The sequence below is a fragment of the Psychrobacter sp. genome (assembly GCF_041554015.1).
Taxonomy (GTDB): domain Bacteria; phylum Pseudomonadota; class Gammaproteobacteria; order Pseudomonadales; family Moraxellaceae; genus Psychrobacter.
Genome location: NZ_JBFFMS010000007.1, coordinates 34,847 through 57,126 on the forward strand (window position 1 = coordinate 34,847; position 22,280 = coordinate 57,126).

Annotated in this window: 20 protein-coding genes; 8 read left to right on the forward strand and 12 right to left on the reverse strand. The window is 43.1% G+C overall.

Features of this window, described 5'->3' with window-relative positions:
- Positions 1 to 52: 52 nt before the first annotated feature.
- From ABYU67_RS03635 to ABYU67_RS03645, 3 genes are all read left to right on the forward strand, one after another.
- A complete protein-coding gene (locus ABYU67_RS03635) occupies positions 53 to 799 on the forward strand; it encodes a hypothetical protein (protein ID WP_372843649.1) in 747 nt (248 codons plus the stop codon).
- Between the two features lie 87 nt (positions 800 to 886).
- Entirely contained in the window at positions 887 to 1,993 is a 1,107-nt protein-coding gene (gene leuB, locus ABYU67_RS03640) for a 3-isopropylmalate dehydrogenase (protein WP_372843650.1), read from the forward strand.
- A gap of 325 nt (positions 1,994 to 2,318) precedes the next feature.
- Positions 2,319 to 3,518: a L,D-transpeptidase family protein gene (locus tag ABYU67_RS03645; RefSeq protein ID WP_372843651.1), complete on the forward strand. Its 1,200-nt coding sequence runs from the start codon at positions 2,319 to 2,321 to the stop codon at positions 3,516 to 3,518.
- A gap of 182 nt (positions 3,519 to 3,700) precedes the next feature.
- On the opposite strand, the gene infA is transcribed toward ABYU67_RS03645, so the two are convergent.
- The 7 genes from infA to dinB all read right to left on the reverse strand — a co-directional run bounded on the left by infA (position 3,701) and on the right by dinB (position 12,236).
- Positions 3,701 to 3,922: a translation initiation factor IF-1 gene (gene infA, locus ABYU67_RS03650; RefSeq protein WP_021814850.1), complete on the reverse strand. Its 222-nt coding sequence runs from the start codon at positions 3,920 to 3,922 to the stop codon at positions 3,701 to 3,703.
- Positions 3,923 to 4,046: 124 nt separating this feature from the next.
- On the reverse strand, positions 4,047 to 4,889 hold the full coding sequence (truA, locus tag ABYU67_RS03655) for a tRNA pseudouridine(38-40) synthase TruA (RefSeq protein WP_372843652.1): 843 nt from the start codon (positions 4,887 to 4,889) through the stop codon (positions 4,047 to 4,049).
- Between the two features lie 33 nt (positions 4,890 to 4,922).
- Positions 4,923 to 6,008 (reverse strand): asparaginase, encoded by a 1,086-nt coding sequence (locus ABYU67_RS03660; RefSeq protein WP_372843653.1) that lies wholly within the window; start codon positions 6,006 to 6,008, stop codon positions 4,923 to 4,925.
- A gap of 162 nt (positions 6,009 to 6,170) precedes the next feature.
- Positions 6,171 to 7,814, reverse strand: coding sequence for a FimV/HubP family polar landmark protein (locus ABYU67_RS03665; protein WP_372843654.1), 1,644 nt, complete (start codon positions 7,812 to 7,814; stop codon positions 6,171 to 6,173).
- A gap of 50 nt (positions 7,815 to 7,864) precedes the next feature.
- A complete protein-coding gene (locus ABYU67_RS03670) occupies positions 7,865 to 9,595 on the reverse strand; it encodes a FimV family protein (protein WP_372843655.1) in 1,731 nt (576 codons plus the stop codon).
- Positions 9,596 to 9,715: 120 nt separating this feature from the next.
- Entirely contained in the window at positions 9,716 to 10,945 is a 1,230-nt protein-coding gene (gene queA, locus ABYU67_RS03675; RefSeq protein WP_372843656.1) for a tRNA preQ1(34) S-adenosylmethionine ribosyltransferase-isomerase QueA, read from the reverse strand.
- A 175-nt stretch (positions 10,946 to 11,120) separates the two neighbouring features.
- A complete protein-coding gene (dinB, locus tag ABYU67_RS03680) occupies positions 11,121 to 12,236 on the reverse strand; it encodes a DNA polymerase IV (RefSeq protein ID WP_372843657.1) in 1,116 nt (371 codons plus the stop codon).
- Between the two features lie 506 nt (positions 12,237 to 12,742).
- On the opposite strand from dinB, the gene ABYU67_RS03685 reads away from it, so the two are divergent.
- Positions 12,743 to 12,988: a hypothetical protein gene (locus ABYU67_RS03685; RefSeq protein ID WP_372843658.1), complete on the forward strand. Its 246-nt coding sequence runs from the start codon at positions 12,743 to 12,745 to the stop codon at positions 12,986 to 12,988.
- 103 nt (positions 12,989 to 13,091) lie between these two features.
- Here the strand turns inward: ABYU67_RS03685 and maiA are convergent, their stop codons facing one another.
- A complete protein-coding gene (gene maiA, locus ABYU67_RS03690) occupies positions 13,092 to 13,736 on the reverse strand; it encodes a maleylacetoacetate isomerase (RefSeq protein WP_372843695.1) in 645 nt (214 codons plus the stop codon).
- A gap of 158 nt (positions 13,737 to 13,894) precedes the next feature.
- Between maiA and ABYU67_RS03695 the strand changes: the two genes are divergently transcribed.
- The gene (locus tag ABYU67_RS03695; RefSeq protein WP_372843659.1) at positions 13,895 to 14,755 is read left to right on the forward strand and encodes an IclR family transcriptional regulator; all 861 of its coding nucleotides are present in this window, start codon (positions 13,895 to 13,897) and stop codon (positions 14,753 to 14,755) included.
- A gap of 65 nt (positions 14,756 to 14,820) precedes the next feature.
- On the opposite strand, the gene ABYU67_RS03700 is transcribed toward ABYU67_RS03695, so the two are convergent.
- The 4 genes from ABYU67_RS03700 to ABYU67_RS03715 all read right to left on the reverse strand — a co-directional run bounded on the left by ABYU67_RS03700 (position 14,821) and on the right by ABYU67_RS03715 (position 19,491).
- On the reverse strand, positions 14,821 to 15,396 hold the full coding sequence (locus ABYU67_RS03700; protein ID WP_372843660.1) for a VOC family protein: 576 nt from the start codon (positions 15,394 to 15,396) through the stop codon (positions 14,821 to 14,823).
- A 116-nt stretch (positions 15,397 to 15,512) separates the two neighbouring features.
- Positions 15,513 to 16,802 carry a fumarylacetoacetase gene (gene fahA / locus ABYU67_RS03705; protein WP_372843661.1) on the reverse strand — a complete coding sequence of 430 codons (1,290 nt, stop codon included), beginning with the start codon at positions 16,800 to 16,802 and terminating at the stop codon, positions 15,513 to 15,515.
- A 373-nt stretch (positions 16,803 to 17,175) separates the two neighbouring features.
- The gene (locus tag ABYU67_RS03710) at positions 17,176 to 18,372 is read right to left on the reverse strand and encodes an aromatic amino acid transaminase (RefSeq protein WP_372843662.1); all 1,197 of its coding nucleotides are present in this window, start codon (positions 18,370 to 18,372) and stop codon (positions 17,176 to 17,178) included.
- A 189-nt stretch (positions 18,373 to 18,561) separates the two neighbouring features.
- Complete coding sequence (locus ABYU67_RS03715; RefSeq protein WP_372843663.1) at positions 18,562 to 19,491, reverse strand: LysR family transcriptional regulator; 930 nt, start codon at positions 19,489 to 19,491, stop codon at positions 18,562 to 18,564.
- A gap of 154 nt (positions 19,492 to 19,645) precedes the next feature.
- Between ABYU67_RS03715 and hppD the strand changes: the two genes are divergently transcribed.
- From hppD to ABYU67_RS03730, 3 genes are all read left to right on the forward strand, one after another.
- Positions 19,646 to 20,746: a 4-hydroxyphenylpyruvate dioxygenase gene (hppD, locus tag ABYU67_RS03720; RefSeq protein WP_372843664.1), complete on the forward strand. Its 1,101-nt coding sequence runs from the start codon at positions 19,646 to 19,648 to the stop codon at positions 20,744 to 20,746.
- 177 nt (positions 20,747 to 20,923) lie between these two features.
- Positions 20,924 to 21,829 (forward strand): phenylalanine 4-monooxygenase, encoded by a 906-nt coding sequence (gene phhA / locus ABYU67_RS03725; RefSeq protein WP_372843665.1) that lies wholly within the window; start codon positions 20,924 to 20,926, stop codon positions 21,827 to 21,829.
- A gap of 93 nt (positions 21,830 to 21,922) precedes the next feature.
- A complete protein-coding gene (locus ABYU67_RS03730; protein ID WP_372843666.1) occupies positions 21,923 to 22,264 on the forward strand; it encodes a 4a-hydroxytetrahydrobiopterin dehydratase in 342 nt (113 codons plus the stop codon).
- Positions 22,265 to 22,280: the final 16 nt, after the last annotated feature.

Consider the following 22,280-nt stretch of genomic DNA (forward strand, 5'->3'; position numbering starts at 1 on the left):
TGATCTATTCTTACATTATTATCTTTTTATCTGATAAATAGCAGCCACCATTATGAATAAAATACGTTTTGCGGTATGGACAAGTACGGCTATTGCTGTAACCTTATTATCTGGTTGTCAGGCATTGACAGGCTATCAAAAGATAGAGCAAGCAGAAAGCGCAAGGGTATGGACGGGTACTATTAAACCCATCGCTGGCGAGGTAAATATTGCCTGTGTCGGCACCTACCATTGTGAGATTGTAAAGCTAGATCGCACCATGGTTATATCGCCTGAAACTCACAAACCTGTGAATGCCAGCATGGTGGTTGCGATGAAGGCTACAAGCCAAAACACCAAAACTCGCATGGGCAGTAAGCATGCTCAAGCTGCTATGACGATGGATATGACTCCGCTTATTCATAATAATGCCATTAAAGTTGTACCATTATCAGCATCTGCTATGCCGAACCTGACTAACTATTATGTTCGGGTCAAACCTGCCAAACGTGAAGTGCACATCAATTTTTATCCAGAGAATAATCTAGGTTATGTCGAGCGTTTTGCTATGATTCATGACTTTGCTAGCCCTGGTACTTATCAGCTACGTGCTTATCAAAAAAAGCCAGGTCAGAGTTCTGGCAGCTTGTTAGAAACAGCATCACCAGAGCCTTTATGTGTTGAGCTTTATCAGGGCAACACCGTACAACGCCGCTTCTGCAAGCAGATTGGTACTGAGCATCAAGGAGAATTTGTAGAAACGGGTATGGTTAAGGCGGCAGCAATGCCATCAAAAGTAAAGGTGAGAGCCAAAGTATAATCATCAAAAACTGTCGTTATTGGCTAAAAAAACATAAGCGCCTAATAAATAATAGCAATATAAATTTACTCAACCTCAAGGACCAGTATGGCAACGATTTTAACATTAGCGGGCGATGGTATCGGCCCTGAAATCATGACTCAGGCTATTGATGTGCTCAATGCGGTCAATGATAAGTTTGCGTTAGGTTTGACCCTTGAGTCTGGATTAATCGGCGGTGTGGCAGTTGATGCTACGGGTGAACCCTTGCCAGAAGAGACGCTAAAACTTGCACGTGCAGCAGATGCCGTGTTATTAGGTGCTGTTGGTGGTCCTAAGTGGGACGGTATCGAACGTAGTAAACGCCCTGAGCGCGGTTTGCTAAAAATCCGCAGTGAGCTTGGTTTGTTTGCCAATCTGCGCGTCGCCAAACTTTATCCGCAGCTTGTGAATGCTTCAAGCATCAAACCTGAGATTATCACAGGTCTAGACTTGCTTATTGTACGTGAATTGACCGGTGGTATTTATTTTGGCGAGCCGCGCGGTATTCGCACATTAGAAAATGGTGAGCAGCAAGGCTATAACACCATGGTATATAGCACCAGCGAGATCAATCGTATTGGTAAAGTGGCTTTTGAGTTGGCACAAACACGTGCACAAGCGGCAGGAACTACGGCCAAAGTCTGCTCTATCGATAAAGCCAATGTGCTAGAAGTCACTGAGCTTTGGAAACAGACCATGATTGAGCTACAGCAGGCAACATATAGCGATGTGGCGTTATCACATATGTATGCTGACAATGCTTGTATGCAGCTGATCAAAGACCCAAAACAATTCGATGTTATGGTAACAGGCAATCTGTTCGGTGATATCTTATCTGATGAAGCGGCGATGCTGACAGGCTCTATTGGTATGCTACCGTCAGCCAGCCTTGATGAAGCAGGTAAGGGTATGTATGAGCCTTGTCATGGTTCAGCGCCTGATATTGCAGGACAAGATATAGCCAATCCTCTAGCAACTATTTTGTCGGTCGCTATGATGTTACGTTATACCTTTAAACAAGAAGCGGCCGCCCAAGCGATTGAGCAAGCTGTCAGCGATGTGCTTGATGATGGTTTACGTACGGTTGATATTTTGGATCGTAGCGAGACAGGACTTAAACAAGTTGGTTGTCAGCAAATGGGGCAAGCGGTATTAGCAAAACTGCTCCAATAAAGATAAATAGCTTCTTATTTATTATCTGAAATTCTTAAAATTATAAAAAACCCATAATTTGCTGAGCAAGTTATGGGTTTTTTTACAGCTTGATTTTAGTAAGGGCAAGTATTCTCTAATGTTAATGCTTTAAACAGAAAGCTGCATAAAAGCATTTGTTTTAACACAGACACCGTACTCTCATGAACTTATTAACACAATGATATTATATGCTCACATGAGAATATGTCACCATAGCATACCTGTAATCGATTTGAATAATTAACAATTATAACTTTGTGATTCTTTATTATTAAAATAATAATTTAAAAAATTGGAGTAAGACATGTATCAATTGACCAAAATCAGCACGTCAATCGCAGCGCTTGGTCTATCAACCCTGGTATTTATGGGGCAAAGTATCGCGGCAACAAGCGATGTCAAAAATGATGCTGTGGAAGGCAGTGCAAAGATGATTGCCAACAAGAGCACGGAGTCTGCTAATACAAGCCTTGCTAGTGCAGCAGCCAGCAGTAATAGTAATAACGATAGCAACGATGTCAGTCCAGTAACCAATGGCGTGAGTCAGAAAGTGGCTGGTAAAAGTAAAACAGCGTCATCGCTGAATAAGTTTTTGCCAACCATAAAATATAGTACTGAAAGTTTGCCGACCGTTGCCCAAAAAGTTAATAGTGCAACTTGGAAACAAGGTATGAAAAGAAATCGTGATACTACCACTAAGTTGCAAGCTCTATTAAACTGGCATCAACATGGGGTTGGGGCGGTGGATGGCTATTGGGGAAAGAATTCTCGTAAAGCGATGCAAGCTTTCCAGATGGCAAATGGACTGACCGTGACTGATACGTTAAATACGGAGACGTGGCAAGCGTTAACCAAGAATAGTACGCTAATGGCACAGCCAGTATTGGTTAACTATCAGCTGACTGATGCGGATATCAATATAAAGACTACGGTCATTCCAGCAGGAGCGGAAGCCAAAGCTAAGCTTGAAGGAATGTACTATGAAAGCGTGCTTGAGGGTTTGGCAGAAAAGTTTCATATCAGCGAGAGCTACCTCAAAGCGCTCAATCCGAATGCTAAATTTGTAGTAGGTGAAACCATCACTGTCTACAATCCGGGCAATCCCAATACTAAGCCTGTTAGTCGAGTGGTTGCGGATAAGACCACTGAAACACTATATGCGTATGATGATAAAAACGTCTTGGTAGCCAGCTATCCAACGACTGTAGGTAGTACGGCCACACCATCACCAACAGGAACGCATACAGTCAAGGTTAAGGTACATGAACCCAACTATACGTATACTGCGAATAATGGCAGTAAGTCTATCTTGCCACCGGGCCCTAATAATCCTGTAGGGTCAGTATGGATTGGACTCAGTAAACCCTCTTATGGGATTCATGGTTCCCCTGATCCTGCTCGCATCAGTCGTCAGGCATCAGCTGGTTGTATACGTCTTACTAACTGGGACGCACTTGCATTACTTGGCGTGATACAAAGTGGGGCAACCGTTGAGATTAAGTAGGGGCTAAATCTTAAATAAAAAAATACCGCTGATATTTAGCGGTATTTTTTATGGTAAAACAATATTCATTTACTAAAATATGATAGTCAATAATGAGCAGGTTAGCAGTATCATTATTATTATCAGTTAAACCACTCAAGCATTATACATCTGCTCTTATAACTATTTTAGTAGATAAGAATTTAGTTTTTACCACGGTAAGTGATGCGACCTTTTGATAGGTCATAAGGTGTCATCTCGACCTTAACTTTATCACCAGTCAAAATGCGAATGTAATGCTTACGCATCTTACCTGAGATGTGCGCAATGATTTCGTGTCCGTTTTCTAAACGAACTTTAAACAAAGTATTTGGAAGAGTGTCAATAACTTCGCCTTCAAATTCAATAATATCGTCTTTTGCCATAATTTGTATCATCAATCAATTTAAAATAAGCCCATATTATACGTAAGTTAGCCGCTTAAAGCAATACAGAACCTGATTTTTACTTGACAGCCTTTAAGTGATATGTATATCAGCTCATATTGCTTTACTCGGGGAGATTTAACCAAATAGGTGTGAGCGGCGACTCAGGTAATAAGGTTTGAAAGCGCTCAGGATAATAGGCATTGATAAAATATAGCCCATCACCAGAAGCTGTGGGCGGCGCGACAGTGCGATCCTTTTTAGCCAAAATGTTCAAAAAATCCGCTGGCTCTAATTCATGTTGGCCAATTGCATAGAGCGTACCCATTAGATTACGTACCATATGATGCAAAAATCCATCAGCTTGAATATCAAAGACGATAAATGAGCCATGGGCAAACAGCTTAGCATGGCTAATATGGCGTATAGGCTGATTGGACTGACAAGCTGCTGCGCGGTAGCTACTAAAATCATGCGTACCAACGATATCGGCTGCCGCAAGCTGCATGGCTTTTAGGTCAAGCGGTTCATGAATATGGGTGACTTGATGATTGAGGATAGCAGGGCGCTGAGTTTGATTGAGAGTAATATAGCGATAACGACGGGCGATAGCGGCAAAACGCGCGTGAAAGTCATCGGGCATGGGCTGAATCCAGCGCAAAGCAATATCGTCAGGCAAGAGGCTATTCACACCGCGTAGCCAATTGTGCGTAGGCCGATAAGCGTGGGTGACAAAATGGGCAATCATATTGCCGGCATGAACGCTTGAATCGGTGCGACCTGCGGCAATCACTTCTACTGGCTCATTGGCTACAGTGCTAATGGCGGTTTCTAACGCCTCTTGTACGCCAAGTACTTCTCTTTGGCGTTGCCAACCGTGATAGTGAGTGCCCAAAAATTCAATAGCAATGGCTAAGTTATAGGTTGGGCGGTGTTCTTCGTTACTTGCGTTTACGGATATGGTCATGTTAAAGCTTATACGAAGTTTATGAGTGATGGTTTAGCGTTTTTTGATACTGGTGCTCATTTGCTGGACGTTATTTAACCAGCGTTGTCGACGCCGTGCTGGACTGTCGTAGCGCAGCAATAACCACAATAGACGCGCATAAATAGCTGGAATGGTTAAACGACCACCGGCTATCACTTGGTAATCATATTGCCAACTGCCCGCAGCATAGGTATCGCTCACCCCGCCAAACGGCGATTGGCTAGCGCATACGACCATGTGACCTTTTTCATAAGCCAGCTGTAGTGTTTCTGCCAACTCTACTGAATAAGGAACGTTGCCAGCACCATAACCTAATAAGATAATGCCACAAGGCGGCTGCGATAATAGCGCGCGCAGCTGTTGGTTTAATGCATCGGTTGCATTGGGCAAGCAGTACAACGCATGAACGTAAGCATTCTCGGCGCGAACGGCAATATCTGAGCTGATATTGTGTTGGTCATCAAGCCAATGCTGCCGACGCGTATCTGGCAAGGTTTTGACATAACTGTTGGCAGGATAAGCGGCTCTAGAGTGACCCGTAAATGCCATAAAGTCATGGCTATGTATTTTTTGTACTGTTTGTGCGGGCCATGATTCGCCGCCAAAACCAATCTTCACCCCAGATTCACCAGCACTTGCTAGCTTTAAAGAGTCAGTAAGGTTGTTCCAAGCATCACTTTGTACATCTACTTTATAAGAATGCAGCTCCTCGCTATCTAGCAGCGGACGCATACTACCGGTAACAACAATACAAATATCGCTACCTGCAAAGGCTTCTGCTAAGAACGCGCCTAAGTAGCTGAGTGTGTCTGTGCCCGTAATTAATACAAAACGTCTGCTACCTTGTTGATAAGCGGACAGTATCAGCTGATAAAAATGCACAAAATCACTGGGTGTAAACTGACTGCTGTCTTTAATCAGGGTATTGTGAAGCCAAGCAATGGGCGCTAGATTGGGCGCATTATTAGGCTCAGTCAATAACTGCTGCAAAGTTGGCAAAAAAATCTCTGCTGATAGTGGCGCTAATGGGCGACCATAACTGCCAAAAGTGCCGCCAGCATAAATAAGTTGGAGAGGTGCAGAGATTGTATTTGTCATAGAGGAGCGCACTATATTGGTTTTAAATTGCAAAGACGATGAATTAGTTTGATGGAAAGAGCCATCATTGCTAGAGAAGAGATAGTAAAACAAACAGCATTGTTATAATAAATTCAGCGAGTATCCTAAACGGGTAGAATACTCGCTGTCATAACAGTAGTTTTAAGCAGTGCGATCGAGCAGTCGTTGTGCTTGCTGCTGCTGTTCATCATTACCTTTAGCAATGACTTCATTAAGTAGGCGTTTGGCGCTATCATATTCGCCAAGCTGCACGTATTGACCTGCTAAATCTAGTGTGACTTGATTGCTGTCTAAGGATTTGACAAAATCAAAATCTGCTGCAAACCGTGATGAAAATTCTTCAGTAAGGCTAGTATCGTTTGCAGGAGCTATGTCAATAGCGTCATCGATAGGGGTGCTGACATACTCGTGATCACTTTCAACTGGCGTAACTGCTGTTGGAGACTCTGATAAAGATAAAGAATCAAAATCGAAATCATCGTCTATGACCGTATCATCATCGAACCTTAAAGTAGTAGGGGCAGTGCTAGAAGCGGCAGACTCATTTTTTATGCTGTCTGTTTCTTTAGCGATGATAGTTTCAATATTGGTGTCTTCGAAATTGATATCTTCGAAGCTAGTATCTTTAAAAATAAAGTCTTCAAAATTATCTTCGACAATAGAATGCTGAGTCTCTACTTGATCTGGCGTCTTATGTGACCCATCCTCACTATCTAAAGATAAGCTCAAATGATCATCTTCTAAATAAGCTGTTTCTGTTGTGATAGGCACATCGTTGATAACGTTATCAGTGTCAGTGTCAGTGTCAGTGTCTAAATCTAAGACAAAGTCATCGTCTAATGATAGAGCATTTAAACTGTTGTTAAAACTATCATTGGTAGTGTGAACGGTAGCGTCATTAGTAGGAGCCTCTATAACGATAAGGCTTGGCTCAGAGAACTCAAAATCAAAGTCGCTATCAGTACCAAGATGAGTATCAGTGTCGCTGTTTATAGCTACAGGTGCAGTAAAAATATCTTCATCTACTGCTTCAAACGTAGTGACAGATGCTGAATTCGTATCAGTATGCACAGGTTTATCAATGCTGTCTTCTAAATCACTCAGACTAAGATCAAACGCTTGCTCAATATGATCGAAATCATTATCATCAAAAGCATTTGAAGCCGTTAGGGTTTCACTCGTTGTTTCTGACAAGTCGTTTTTGTGGGCAACGTTTTGAACCGAATTGCTATCAAGAACAGCACTATTGCTGCTGACTTTATCAGTCGGTAGATCAAAATCTAAACTCTCAAACCCAGCATCTGCGCTGTTGTCTGCTGACATCGTTTGTTTAGCGACTTGGTTTTGCTCTTCGGTCAGCAAAGCTTTTAGCTCATCAGCTTGGGCAATGCTTTTGTCATCATTATTTGCTTTAATAGCATCATAGACTTTATTAAAGTTCTCAGACTCATCTATCGTGGCATATATCGCAAGGAGCTTGAGCGATAGCTGGCTGTCATTTGGCTTTTCATTTAAGCCGCGATTGAGGGTTTCAATCGCTTTATCGTAGCGCTGCTGGTCCATAAAACGTTGAGCAATCTCAACATGATCAAACTTTTTCTCATGATTGTTAGCTGTTTGAGTCGATATGCTGGTAGTAGCAGCATGCTTCGATACAGGCTCAATTTTGCCAGTATTTGTACTCAATCGCTCTGATGGTTGCTGGGCTTTATTCTTGCGCATGACCAAGACCGCAACAAGTAAAACAACCACCAATCCGGCGATGATATATAGCATATTATCCATAGTTACTCCACGCCTACGATCAGAGCTGCTTGCATTGATCTGTTAGGCAATTATTGATTGCGTAATTTTTCGAGACGAGCTTGCAGCTCAGCCAGTTTTTGATTTTGTAATTGTAGTTTTCGAGTATAACTGTCAAGCGTACCACTGGTTTTTGATAATTGCTGAGCTTGCGCGGCGGTATGTTGTCTTGATGATTTCAGCAGGCTTAACACCTCAGTGCTCAGTCCGTTACCCGTTGCCATGCCCGCTTTGGTTTTAGTACCCTCTGCGCTGCCTTCATAACCGGGAGCAAGGACAGAAAACTGTGCCTTTGGTAAAATCTGGGTCTTGGTGGTCACAGGCTTATTAGTAGGTGAGGTTTTTTGCGCACTAACACCTTTGGACATAGGATTTGATGCAGCTGATTTTTTTGCGACAGGGGTATTGGCACCTCTATATCGCCTTTGAGCACTGATAGCAGCTTCAAGTTTCTGCTGTGAAGGTAGCGCATCATAATTTGGCAAGCTTAGCTGTGCATCTGCTTTTAATTGATTGGCATTTTTATTGATAAAAGCGTCAGGATTTTGCGTCTGAATCTCTTTCATGACGGTTTGGACGTCGATATTGTTTTTTTCTGCGATTTGCTGTGCTATCACCCATAAGTTGTCGTTACGCTGTACGGTATAGCTCATCTCAGTACTGGCTGTCTGAGTTGAGGCAACACTAGAAGACTTGTATGGTGCCTCTTGCTGTAAAGCCACCGAGTTAGAAGGCTTATTGTGAGCAGTGATATCATTTGATGGCGTATTGTGGCTATTGTTTATGTTAATAGCGTTGTCTTTAGGGGTTAAAGCGACTTCGTTAGAGTCTAAATTTTTAGGATGCATAGGGTTAGCGGTCGTTATGGTTGCATTGTTTTTATCTTTAGCTTGTATCTGACGAGTGACTTGTATATTTAAGATATCAAACTGTTGGTCAGTGGCGCTAGCATCAGAAGGCATCTTTTTTGATGAGAGGCTCAGATTTGCGTTACGATCCTTTGCACTCGTTACTAAGACGCTGTTAGTCACATCCACAGCACCGTCTAATCTTCCGTTTTCTAAACGGCTAGGCGCATAGGTTGTGGTATTGCTCGATGTCGTTGCTTGAGCGCTGGGTGTTTGGGAGCTTGAGGTTTGAATAACAGGCGCTTGTATACTAGGCGATTGAATATTGCGCTCAGGTAGTGTCGCAGCCTTTAGGATAGACTTTGATGAATCAGATGCTAATAAAGGCGGCGGCGCACCATGTCTAATCGTTAATGGCTGTGCATTTGTGGTAGAAACCATGGGTAAGTTAGGCTTATTCGCACCTGTTACGACATTTTTAGAAGTTGCAATCGGTAAGCTGTCATTCAATGGCATCAATAATGTCTTTGGAATCACATTGCGCTGATTGCCATCGTTAATCGCTAGAACCACATCGGCAAAGGGTTTCGACATAGGCTTGGTAGTGGTAATAAAAACCTGACCACTGGTCGCTGACGTCGGGTGAAAGCGTACGTTCATGGAGTCAGTTGGCGACAGACCCATTTGTTGATAGATAGCAGAATTCGCCAAGCTGGCTGAAAAGTCCGTACTTTCAATATCGGTTACCATGATACTGGCAACCAAAGGTTCGTGCTGAGCTGAAATCACAACGGTCTTACCGATAGTCGCTGCTTGAGCGCTAGATACTAAGGCTGCATAACTTACCGAACAAAATAATGCCATCGATACTGCACGATGTATGCTAGTCAAGCGATAAGATAAATGACAAGACATATGCAGCCCTTTGGAGTAAAAGTTGTCTGTATTGTTATAACAAAATAGTGTTTAGTTTACCAGTTTATTCCACTGCTGTTGCGATCAATAGCTCACTTATATGCTTAATATCTATACACATCAGTCAACTTTTTTATCAAGCAGCATCGCATCACCATAACTAAAAAACCGATATTCAGATTCGACGGCATGTCGATAGGCTTCTTCGATAGATTTTTTTGTGGCAAATGCGGAAACCAGCATCAGCAGAGTAGATTTTGGCAAGTGAAAATTGGTCAATAGTTTATCAACGACACCAAACTTAAAACCTGGATAGATAAAAATATCTGTATCACCTGCCCAGCCAGAGAGGGGTTGTCCATCGACTGCGGTTTGTTGGTAGGCTGTTTCAAGGACACGTGTGACCGTAGTTCCAATAGCGATGACTTGCTTGCCATTGGCATGGGTCTGATTGATAAGGTCGGCAGTATCTTGAGGCAAATGCGCATACTCACTATGCATCGTATGGTTCAGCAGATTCTCTGTTTTTACCGGAGCAAAAGTACCTGCGCCAACATGCAGTGTCACAAAAGCGGTTTGAATACCTTTTGCCGCAAGCTTTTCTAATACGAGTTCGTCAAAATGCAAGCTTGCTGTTGGAGCAGCGACGCTGGCAAGCTTAGCAGGATCATGAAATACAGTCTGATAGCGAGTATTATCGGTGGCGTCTGCATGACGTTCAAAATAGGGTGGAATCGGTAGTTCACCATACTGCTCTAAATCAGGCAGAATGGGAGCATCAAATGCCAAGATAAATAAGTTATCTTGACGCCCAACCATGATACCAGTCATATGACCATCAGCAAGTACAAAACCTTGCCCAAGCTTTAGCGCTTTACTGGCTTTGATATGACAAAGAGCGATATGCTTTTCTGCCAGAACTGTCATGTCTATGATGTCAGGCTGTGCCGCTATTGCGTCTAAATCAGTACTATAATCATTACTATGCAAATCCGATAGCGAGACTAAACGCTCTATTAATACTTCAATCTTGCCACCGGTATCTTTTTGACCAAATAAGCGCGCTTTCATCACTTTGGTGTCGTTAAAAATAATCAAATCGCCGGCATTAAGTAAATCTGGCAACTCAGAGAACTGTTTATCTGCAACTTTAACATGAGTACTTACATGATTGGCAGGTAAATAAAGTAGCTTGGATGCGGAGCGCTGCGCCAATGGATAACGGGCTATCAGCTGATCTGGCAACTCATAGTCGTAATCATCAACACTTAAGTAGTCTAAAGTATCGTCATTATGACTGGCAGTGATTTTAGAGTGAGGAGTTAAGGTTTGAGGTGCAAAATCAGTCATAAGAAAGTCTTTCAATAGCAGGAAATTTTGAGGGTAATTGTAGCAGAAAAGAGGGTTTGAAAGCATGTTTTACTAAGCAGCATTGTTTGATTCGCTTTCGATTATCAGTAAAATAGCCTAAGTAAAATTTAAAAAAGTCTGTATAGGAAAGTGATTTAAAAAATTACGCACAGAATCATTCAAATAAATTTAATTGTGGTGTGAGCTCGGTGGCAGAGGTCAGGGAAGAAAACGTCACCCCAACCAAGCGTATAGGAAGGGCACGCGGAATATCCAAAAATAGTTTGTCTATCCAGAAGTGAGCGGATTCTGCACTATCAAATGCTGTCGATAACGTATGCGAGCGCGTAACTTGCGTAAAGTTGGCGTATTTTATCTTTAGCGTAATGGTATAGGCAATGAGCTTTTTTTTGCACAGCTGATTAAAGGCGTCGGCATTTTGCGCGTAGATTTGTCTTTTCAGCTCATTGTCATCGGTCAAATTGTCTTTAAACGTGGTCTCAGAGCCAACCGACTTATGGATGCGTTCAGACTTGACGGCACGCTCATCACGCCCGTGAGCGATATCATGATAAAACTGTCCACGCTTACCAAACTCATTGACCAATAGGGCAGCTGGCGTGCGCCGAAGGTCAGCGCCGTTACTAATGCCCATGGCATGCATACGCTTGGCCGTTGCCTTCCCAATACCGTGGAAGCGCTCAATAGGTAAGGTGCTGATAAAGGCATCAGCATCCGCTGGCGTGATGACCGCTGTGCCATTGGGTTTATTGATATCAGAGGCGATTTTTGCCAGCATTTTATTAAATGAGACACCGGCAGAGGCGTTTAACCCCGTTTGTTCTAAAATCTGCGCCCGTAACCAATTTGCCATCAATGTGGCTGAGCCTTGATGAGCCGTTAATCCGGTGACATCCAAATAGGCTTCATCTAATGATAATGGCTCAACGTGCGGGGTCAGACTGTGCATGATACCACGTACCTCATTACTAACAGCGCGGTAGACATCAAAGCGCGGCGGTGCAAATATCACCTCAGGGCAGCGTTTTCTGGCTTCATAACATGACATGGCAGAGCGTACGCCAAACTGTCGGACCTCATAGCTTGCTGCCGCAACCACGCCGCGACCATTGGGATCGCCGCCAACCACCAATGGTTTGCCACGTAACTCAGGGAAATCGCGCTGTTCTACACTGGCATAAAAAGCATCCATATCGATATGAATGATTTTTCGAAGATCAAGTTGGTTCATGGCGGGCTTAGCATTTGTTAGGGTAACAGGTGTCGTCATAGAACTATTTTACCTGAATTTGTGCCGTTATTTCAGTCTCCGTATTCACTTAAAAGATGAGAGATATTATATGAGTTGATAACAACAGAAGCTTTATGCAATATTTAAAGTTATTTAAATACTTAACATATGTTGTGAGTTATAATCATAGTTTTCATCGTCAATATTTAAAGAAAAAATTGGTTTTTGAAAGAGTTAAATCTGATAAATAGCGTAATATTGCTAATTGTACTGACCATTCATATTCATATCTTGACCATTCGTCGGAAATACGATATCGAATCGTTACATTTTTGCTAGTATAGCGTTACAATAAGACAGCTAGGATACAAAGCTTTTATAGAGTAAAGCTAAAAAGCTAAATAATTGTTAAATATAGGAATAATGTCTGATGGGTACAGAATAGCAGCAAATGGATTTGCATCGCTTCAGTAGAAAAGGTCATTATCGAAAAACCTATATTCCATGACGAATGGCTCAAGCTAAGAGCAGTTAAGGAGCTGGATATGAATAATGAGTTGAGAGGGAGTGATTTAACACGCGCATTGCTTGCACGAGGCGATGAACAAATATGGTGCGCAGTCGATGATGAGAGTGACGAACAAGCGATGATGGATCAGTGTGGGAACGATTTCACCGCTTATATTGTCGAATTTAGAGATGGCTGTTTTTATTGTAATTGTGGTAGCGCTTGGTTGTTTGCAGTACCGATAAAAATAGTGGCTGCAACACAATCTGATATGAATATTTGACTATACTATTTTCTATATTTTAAATTAAACCGTCTAAATGACAATAGCACCACTATATTCCCAGAAAAAAGCCTCCGATTTAGGAGGCTTTCTTGTACTTATATCATGCGTGTGGTGCATCAGGCTGTACCATAGGGTCAGCGTCGGCAAAAGCCTTTAAGGTTCGACAATGAGCGTCGATGGCAACAATATGCGGATAAGCACTCAAATCTACTTTGAAGCGCTCAGCAGAGGAGACCTGTGGAATCAAATAACAATCTGCAAACGTGGGACTGTCGCCATAGCAGAATTTACCACGTGTTTTGTCTTGGGCTAAGCGTTTTTCGAGAGCGTCAAAACCCTCACTCATCCAGCGGTGGCACCAAGCCATTACTTGATCTTCAGCTACTGATAGCTCATTACGCAGATACTGCAACACCCGTCGGTTGTTTAGCGGATGGATATCACAGCCAATCATAGCGCTCAGCGCCCGTACTTGCATGCGACCTGCTGCGTCTTTAGGCAACAAAGGATGCTCAGGATATGCTTCTTCTAACCACTCCAAAATAGCAGGACTTTGATATAACCATAAATCCTCTATTTGCAATACGGGCACCAAGCCTTGAGGATTGATAGATTGGAAGACGGCTTCTAATTGCTCGTCTTTTGCTAAATTAACCGCAATATAATCATAATCTAACTGCTTTAAATTCATGGCGATACGGGTACGATAAGAGGTACTACTACGAAAGTAGCCATAAAGTGTCATCATAATGCATTCCTTTTATTATGCTGTGTTGTGAGTAAGATAAAGGGTTATAATTACGGGGTCTATCGTTATCTTAACGCTAACGATTATGACATTAAGTTTTAATTTTCTAATATTGTATTGATAACGCATTTTGTACATCATTCACAGAGTAAACCATGCCAGCAGCTAAAAACCTGATAGACACTCATGCTACTATGAATAAAAACCAAGGCGGTGTCCAATCGCTTGAAATTGGGCTGTCAGTATTAGACGTGCTCATTGATTATAATGAGCCGATGATGCTAAAGGATATTGCTCAAGCGCTGCAAATGCATCCAGCAAAGTGCCACCGTTATCTGGTCAGTCTTATTCGTAAACACTATGCTCGCCAGCTCAGTGATGGACGCTATGGGCTGGGCGATAGAGTTCAGGCAATGGGCATACTCGGAGCTATGGGGCATAGTGGGTTTAATCAAAACAATATCTTGGATCGCCTAACACATATTGCTAATGAGCTTAGAGACACGCTACACTGCGGCGTTCAAATCGCCAAATGGTTTAGCGAAGGACCTATTATCATACAATCGGTTGAACCAGATAGCGCTATTAGTATCATCACCCGCATCGGCTCGCGTATGCCACTGACCACGTCGGCGACAGGTCATCTGTTTGCAAGCTATCAACCAGATACCCTTATCAAACCCTTGGTCATCGCAGAATGGCAAGCAAAGCAAGAGACAGCAATAACAGAGAAATGGCAACAATTTAACCAATTGCGAGTGCAAGTTCGTACTCAAGGCTATGCGACTGTCACCGGTGATATGCTGATGGGGATTAATGCGATTACGATTCCGGTCATCATACCTCAGCATGATAGCAGTATAACCGCATCCAGTATGGGCACGTTGTCAATCGATAGCTTGCCATTGGAGTATGCCATTACCATCATCGGTACTACAGAGCAGTTGCCCATGAGTGAGCAGCATAATGTGGTCGAGCAAATACTGGCGATAGCGCAGCGTTATCAAATAGTGTAGCTCATGAAATAGCTAAGACTTATCTTAGCTATTTTATAAAGAGTCATCTGCATAACTAAAACACATCACTCACCGACAGGTGCGACCTCTCGTGCTTCAGCCAGCTCTTCTGCATGTAAAAACTGGGTATGAGCTGGGGCACGTTTGGTACGTGACCACTCATCTAGCATGTCATACTTCATCTCTTCTGTAATCATCGAGACTTTTTCTTCTGAGGTGACATCGTCGTAGGTAAGCTCCATACGATGGCCGTTTGGATCAAAGAAATAGATAGAATGGAAGATGCCATGATTGGTCACACCGACCACATCAATGCCGTTATCTTCCAAATGTTTTTTAGCCGCCATTAAAGCATCACGGTCTTTGACCTTCATTGCTAAGTGCTGCACCCAATCAGGAGTATTAGGATCTGAGCCCATTTCTGGCTGATTTGGTAATTCAAAGAACGCCAACACATTGTCATTGCCGGCATCCAAAAACACATGCATATAAGGGTCAAAGGCTTTGGTTGAAGGCACATGGTCTTCTGCAAAGGCTAAGATAAAGTCCATATTTAGATGTTTTTTATACCATTCAACGGTTTCTTTGGCGTCTTTGCAGCGATAGGCGACATGATGGATTTTTTCAATTTTAAAACTCATATCAAACTCCTTTTGATAGGGTATGCGATTCAAAAAACTGTCAGAGCATCATTAACAGATAATCATTCTCTGACAGTGTGAGCCGTTTATTTATACAGCTGGTTTATATCCGACTGTTATTTGTCAAAATCAAAAGTAAGGGCAGGTAACACTTTGCCGCGCACTTCACCAAAGCCAACACGAATACCATCTTTTTCGCTATAGCCTTTCATGATGACCGTATCGCCATCTTCGATAAAGCTACGTGTCTCGCCACCTTTTAAAGTCACTGGTTTGGTCGCATTCCACGCAATCTCCAGCATCGAGCCATAAGAGTCTGGCGTCGGTCCTGAAATAGTCCCTGAGCCCATCATATCGCCGACTTCTACTTTACAGCCAGTAATCGTATGGTGGGTCAGCTGCTGCGCCATAGACCAATACATATATTTAAAATTGGTCTTACAAACCACCGTTGCTTCTTCAGCATTTTCAGGCAATAGCTCGACCGATAGAGTGATATCAAAGCTGCTATCAGAATCTTTTTCATTTAGGTAAGCCAATGGTTTTGGCTCTTGTGTCGGGCATGGCATTTTAAATGGTGCCAAGGCATCCATGGTCACAATCCAAGGTGATACTTCAGAGGCAAAGGTTTTGGCATTAAATGGACCTAACGGCACATATTCCCATTTTTGAATATCACGAGCTGACCAGTCATTGAGTAATACCATGCCAAAGATATGATCCGCGGCATCATCTACGGCAATCGGCTGACCGATGCTATTGCCTTTACCAACGACAAATGCGGTCTCAAGCTCAAAGTCCAAACGCTTACAAGGCGAGAAAATAGGGCGATCATCAGCATTGGGCTTTAGCTGACCCGATGGGCGTATCACATCCGTGCCACTGACGATAACGGTGCTAGCGCGTCCGTTATAACCGACTGGCATCTCAGTCCAGTTAGGTAGTAGGGCGTTATTTGGATCACGGAACATAGTGCCGACGTTGGTTGCGTGTTCTTTAGACGAATAAAAATCAGTAAAACCGGGCACTTGCACAGGCAGATGCATGGTGACATCTGCTTGCTTAAATAGGGCTTTTTGCTGCAAGTCTGTGTTATCACGCAAGGTATCACAGTCACTAGAAAGTAGCGTCTGTATGGTTTTACGTGCTTTGGTCCAGTTGTCTCGACCAGAATCAATAAAGGCGTTTAGGGTCGGTTGATCAAAATATGGACCACCGTCCAAACTTAATAGCCCTTCAGCTTCAAGTACGGATAAGTCTAATACGTGCTCACCAATAGCCACACCGGCGCGGCGTTTGCCGTCGGCAGTATCGCTAAAAATGCCATAAGGTAGGTTATGAATAGAGAAGTCAGAATCGGTTGCGATATCGAGGAAAGATGAGAGGTTTTTGTCAATCGTTGACATGATCGGCTCCTTGCTAAAGCGAATATTAAATTACGTTATAATTAACTACTTACGTATAATGTAATTTATAGCGTAATTGATTGCAAGTTTTTTATGTGATGGTTCTATAAATTGATTGAGTTTTGACCGAGACTAAAAGCTATAGTCAGTGAAAAGTCATATCGACACATTAGGTACTGCTGGTATCAATTTTTCTTGCTTGCTGTGCCCATGCAGACAGAGGCTGCAAAAAATTTGTACCAGCAGTACTGTAGTATTTTGACTATATTTGCCTTTTTTGCTAAAAATATCACCACTACGAAATCTAACGCATAAAAAAGGCTGAGCAATAATGCTCAGCCTTTTTTAAATCTTAATAGATGATATGAATTGATTAATCTTTTAAAACGTCAACCATCGCATTGGCAACATAGTCAATATTACTGCTGTTTAAGCCAGCGACACACATACGTGAGTTCGATACCATATAGATACCATACTTGCTTTGTAGTTGTGCAACTTGTTCAGGCGTTAGACCTGTAAAGCTAAACATACCGTTTTGTGCGGTCAAGTAACCAAAACTACGACCTGGGATTTTTTCTTCTAATACTGACTTGAGCTTGCTGCGCATAGATTTGATACGGTCACGCATGGCATATACTTCGCCAACCCATTGCTCATGTAGCGCTTCGTCGTTCATAACGATATCGACCACACGACCACCATGTGACGGCGGGCTTGAGTAGATGCGACGTACCGTAGAGTTCAGCTGACCAAAGACGCGATCAGTTTCATCTGTAGTTGGGCAAACAACGGACAGACCACCGACACGCTCGCCATATAGTGATAAGTTTTTAGAGAACGAGTTGCTGACAAATAATGGCAGACCCATCTCGACCGCTTTACGAATGGCGTAAGCGTCGCTGTCCATATCTTCACCAAAGCCTTGATAGGCGATGTCCATAAATGGAATCAGCTCACGCGCTTGAATGACGTTTAGTACTTGATCCCATTGCTCACGCGTCAAATCAACGCCCGTAGGGTTATGACAGCAAGGATGGAGCAGCAGAACGTCGTCTTTATTCAATGTCTCAAAAAACGCGATCATCTCGTCAAATTTGATGCCACCAGTAGCAGTATCGTAGTACGGGTATTTACCGACTTCGACGTCCGAGCCTTCAAAGATAGCAATGTGGTTGCCCCATGTAGGATCGCTGACATAGCACTTAGACTGCGGGAACCATTCGTGGATGAATTCTGCGCCAACTTTTAACGCACCAGAACCACCGATGGTCGCGATAGTAGCAACCAAGCCATCTTGTAAAATCTGAGCGTCTTTACCAAACAGCAATTCTTGACAGCCTTTACGATGTCCTGGTAAGCCTGCCATTGGCAAATAAGGACGCGGTGAGATAGGATCAGCAATACGCTGTTCAGCAGTTTTTACACACTCAAGTACTGGCATTTGGCCATCTTCATCATAGTATACGCCGACACCCAAATTGACTTTATCTGGGTTGGTGTCCGCGGCAAATTTGTCCATCAATCCTAAGATTGGGTCACCGGCATAATAATCGATACGTTCAAACATGTGTTTTCCTTACAAGGGATATAAGTATAAAGGTATAAGTTGAGGCGCTAAAAAGCATAAACCAGTTTGGGCATTAACTCAATGTTAGATTCCATTATCCCCACCAATTCATGCATTTTTTTGCTTAGTCATGCTATTTTTCTGGCATCATCATTTAACTTGTTTTGATAAAGGGTATAAAACTGGCTATTAAATATTTTGCAAATCATCAAAATGGCTAGCAAAATAGCCCTGCAAAAAATTCTTAAAAGCAACGCTGGCTGGTGATAGGGCGCGCGATGAGCGTTGGTAAATAAAAAATCGGCGCATTTTGATGGGCTGCGTCAACGGTCGCATCTGTAAACCATTGGCGCTAACCCAGTCTATCACCTCCGGCATATAAGGCAGACACAAGGTAATGCCAAAGCCTTGACGGGTCATCTCAAGCGCCGTTGACATAAAGTTGACTTTATAGCGCGCTTGTTGGATATGGGTTGCGATACGCTCATCAAGCTCAGCGGTCACTTGCTCAATAAATGGACCTTGTAGAGTAATAAGGGGCGTATCAATCAAATCCTGCCAAACAATCTCAGTCTTACGTGCCAGCGCGTGACTATCAGGCATGACCACACAGAATGGCAGCTGATATAACAAATCGGCGCTGATATCATCTTCAGCGTCCATAAATTCAAGCTCAGTGCCCACGCCCAAATCCACCTCAATGTTTTGAATGTGTTCTAAGACATTCTCTGCTGAGCAATCAAGCAAAGACACGCTGATGTCAGGATATTCTTTGGCAAATTGAGCGATCACCGCTGGCATAGAGGACGCGGCAAACTGTGATACAGCAAGCCGGACCTGACCTTGCGCCAAGCTTGTCAAACTACTGGCTTCATTTTCAAACAGCTGCATCTCATTTAAAATGCGCCGCGCTTGTGGCAATAGATGCCGTCCAACTGCGGATAAAGACAGCTGGCGTGTGGTGCGATCAAATAATACGATGCCAAGGCTAGATTCGAGCTCTTTTATTAAGCCACTGACCGCTGATTGGGTCAGATGCATCTGATCACTAGCACGCGTAAAACTGCCAGTGTCAGCGACTTTGATAAAAGCGGTGAGTTGGCGAATGCTGATATTCATAAGTAAACCTGATAAATAAATCAAAAAATACGATTAGTCTTATAAATCAAGCTAATCTAATATAAATGCATCGTCAATAGAAATTATTGATGAAATCTATATTTAGCTGATGTTTAGCGCTTTATACCACCAATCGCAATTAAGGATGATGACAATGGCAGATTTATTTGACAACCCTATGGGCCTACAAGGTTTTGATTTTGTAGAGTTCGTCTCTCCAGAGCCTGAGCTTGTCGAAGAGCTGTTTCGCAACCTTGGCTTTTCCCATATCGCCAATCACCGCTCAAAAGATGTTGCCTTGTTTCGCCAAGGAGACATCAATCTAATCTTAAACCGTGAGCCAAAAAGTCATGGCAGCTACTTTTTAGGTGAGCATGGTGCAGGCGCTTGTAGCATGGGCTTTCGTGTAAAAAATGCCCAGCAAGCTTATGATTTGGCGATCGAAAACGGCGCTGAGCCAGTCGATGTTAAGACAGGGGTGATGGAGCTGCGTCTACCAGCAATTAAAGGTATCGGCGGCTCGCTTATCTATCTTATCGACCGCTTTAACGCTGGCAACTCTATCTATGACATCGATTTTGAATATCTGCCTGATGTTGATAAACATCCAAAAGGCTTTGGTTTCAAAGTAATCGATCATCTAACGCATAACGTCTACCGTGGTCGCATGGCGTACTGGGCTGACTTCTATGAGCGTATCTTTAACTTCCGTGAAATCCGCTATTTCGATATCAAAGGTGAATACACTGGCCTTACCAGTAAAGCGATGACCGCGCCTGATGGTAAAATCCGCATTCCGTTGAACGAAGAGTCAAAGCAGGGCGGCGGTCAGATCGAAGAGTACCTGATGCAGTTTAATGGTGAAGGTATCCAGCATATCGCGCTATTAAGTGATGACTTATTGTCTAGCATCGACAAGTTGCGAGAGATGGGTATTCCGCTTATGACAGCGCCAAACGACAGCTATTATCAGATGCTTGATGAGCGTCTTCCAGGTCATGGTGAGGATATCTCTGAGCTACAAATGCGCGGTATCTTGTTAGATGGCACGACTGAGGGCGATGTGCCGCGTCTGCTGCTACAGATTTTCTCTGAAACCATCTTAGGTAGCCCAGTCTTCTTTGAATTTATCCAGCGTAAAGGCGATTACGAAGAAGGCTTTGGTGAAGGTAACTTTAAAGCCCTGTTTGAATCAATTGAGCGTGACCAAGTACGCCGCGGCATGGTTGGTCAGGAAGAGACTGAAACGCCATAACTGTCAGAGATCGTAGAGTAAGCATTAAAGGGGCAAGATGAAAGGGGTTTATCTTGTCCTTATTACCTTTGTTGTCCTGCTATTTCATAATAAAGCTAAAAGCTGGGCGGATAAAGTGAATAGAGTAAATGACTGATACCAAGGTATTAGACTCATTGCAATACAAGGAAACTGGGCATGGAAAGCCGTCAACAGACTACTGCACATACAAAGCCTGTCAGTGTGAATACGCTCAATGATGAAGCGCTCAATGCTGAATCAACGAGCACTGAAGCGTCTACCCATCATGTTACTCAGAAAAAGCAACCTTACCTATCGCATCAGCCAGACACTAATGGACATATCCATTATAGTGCCGATGAGAATGCGATGTGGCAAGCGCTGCTTGAGCGCCAAGCCAAGCAAATACCCGATCGTGCCTGTTCAGCCTATCTTGAAGGTCTAGAGAAACTCAAGCTACCGGCAACGCATATTCCGCAGCTACAAGATATCGATGAGGTATTGCAAGCGACGACCGGTTGGCAAACTGCAGCAGTACCGGCATTGATCAGCTTTGGTAAATTCTTCAAACTCTTAGCGGATAAATGCTTTCCGGTTGCAACCTTTATCCGCCGATTTGATGATATGGACTATATCGAAGAGCCAGATATTTTTCATGAAATCGTTGGACACTGTCCGCTCTTGACCCATCCTGCGTTTGCAGCATTTAATGAAACCTATGGCAAGCTTGGTCTCAATGCAACTAAGCAAGAGCGTCTTTACTTGGCGCGCCTGTATTGGTTCACCATCGAATTTGGTTTGGTGGGTGCAGCAAAAGAAACTCGCAAGATTTACGGCGGAGGTATTTTAAGCTCACCATCTGAAACCATCTATGCTCTAAGCGATACGCCGGACTGTCGTGCATTTGATTTGATTGACGTATTGCGCACGCCTTACCGTATTGACCAAATACAGCCTATCTATTATGCGATTGACGATTTGGATACGCTATTTGATATCGTGAATAGCGATATTATGGGCGCTGTAAAAAAGGCGATGAATTTAGGGCTGTTTGAGCCGACGTATGCTATAAAAACGGCATAATAGACGGTGTGTTTTTATAAGTAATAACAAATCTGACGTCAACACGGACGTATATTTATTAAAAATTAACAATGAAGATAAAGGGACATTATAATGACGACATTATCACAAGCCAGCTGTGAAGCCTGCCGTATCGGCGCACCAACCGTTAGCGACAGCGAAGCCACAGAGTTATTGCAACAAATCCCAGAGTGGACGTTGATTGAAGTCGATGGTATCAAGCAATTACAGCGCCAATATAAATTTAAAAACTTTGTCACAGCAATGGCATTTGCCAATGAGCTTGCTGAGATTTCTGAAGCAGAAGGGCATCATCCGGGTATCATGGTAGAGTGGGGCAAGGCGACCGTTACTTGGTGGTCACACAGCATCAAAGGTTTGCATCGCAATGATTTTGTTATGTCAGCCAAGACCGACAGTCTACTCACCAAATAATCAGAGTAGCAATACT

Excerpts from the sequence above, each read along its gene's own strand:
- ABYU67_RS03635 (WP_372843649.1), top strand. The coding sequence starts at position 53 with ATGAATAAAATACGTTTTGCGGTATGGACAAGTACGGCTATTGCTGTA.
- leuB (WP_372843650.1), top strand. The coding sequence starts at position 887 with ATGGCAACGATTTTAACATTAGCGGGCGATGGTATCGGCCCTGAAATC.
- ABYU67_RS03645 (WP_372843651.1), top strand. The coding sequence starts at position 2,319 with ATGTATCAATTGACCAAAATCAGCACGTCAATCGCAGCGCTTGGTCTA.
- infA (WP_021814850.1), bottom strand. The coding sequence starts at position 3,922 with ATGGCAAAAGACGATATTATTGAATTTGAAGGCGAAGTTATTGACACT.
- truA (WP_372843652.1), bottom strand. The coding sequence starts at position 4,889 with ATGACCATATCCGTAAACGCAAGTAACGAAGAACACCGCCCAACCTAT.
- ABYU67_RS03660 (WP_372843653.1), bottom strand. The coding sequence starts at position 6,008 with ATGACAAATACAATCTCTGCACCTCTCCAACTTATTTATGCTGGCGGC.
- ABYU67_RS03665 (WP_372843654.1), bottom strand. The coding sequence starts at position 7,814 with ATGGATAATATGCTATATATCATCGCCGGATTGGTGGTTGTTTTACTT.
- ABYU67_RS03670 (WP_372843655.1), bottom strand. The coding sequence starts at position 9,595 with ATGTCTTGTCATTTATCTTATCGCTTGACTAGCATACATCGTGCAGTA.
- queA (WP_372843656.1), bottom strand. The coding sequence starts at position 10,945 with ATGACTGATTTTGCACCTCAAACCTTAACTCCTCACTCTAAAATCACT.
- dinB (WP_372843657.1), bottom strand. The coding sequence starts at position 12,236 with ATGACGACACCTGTTACCCTAACAAATGCTAAGCCCGCCATGAACCAA.
- ABYU67_RS03685 (WP_372843658.1), top strand. The coding sequence starts at position 12,743 with ATGAATAATGAGTTGAGAGGGAGTGATTTAACACGCGCATTGCTTGCA.
- maiA (WP_372843695.1), bottom strand. The coding sequence starts at position 13,736 with ATGACACTTTATGGCTACTTTCGTAGTAGTACCTCTTATCGTACCCGT.
- ABYU67_RS03695 (WP_372843659.1), top strand. The coding sequence starts at position 13,895 with ATGCCAGCAGCTAAAAACCTGATAGACACTCATGCTACTATGAATAAA.
- ABYU67_RS03700 (WP_372843660.1), bottom strand. The coding sequence starts at position 15,396 with ATGAGTTTTAAAATTGAAAAAATCCATCATGTCGCCTATCGCTGCAAA.
- fahA (WP_372843661.1), bottom strand. The coding sequence starts at position 16,802 with ATGTCAACGATTGACAAAAACCTCTCATCTTTCCTCGATATCGCAACC.
- ABYU67_RS03710 (WP_372843662.1), bottom strand. The coding sequence starts at position 18,372 with ATGTTTGAACGTATCGATTATTATGCCGGTGACCCAATCTTAGGATTG.
- ABYU67_RS03715 (WP_372843663.1), bottom strand. The coding sequence starts at position 19,491 with ATGAATATCAGCATTCGCCAACTCACCGCTTTTATCAAAGTCGCTGAC.
- hppD (WP_372843664.1), top strand. The coding sequence starts at position 19,646 with ATGGCAGATTTATTTGACAACCCTATGGGCCTACAAGGTTTTGATTTT.
- phhA (WP_372843665.1), top strand. The coding sequence starts at position 20,924 with ATGGAAAGCCGTCAACAGACTACTGCACATACAAAGCCTGTCAGTGTG.
- ABYU67_RS03730 (WP_372843666.1), top strand. The coding sequence starts at position 21,923 with ATGACGACATTATCACAAGCCAGCTGTGAAGCCTGCCGTATCGGCGCA.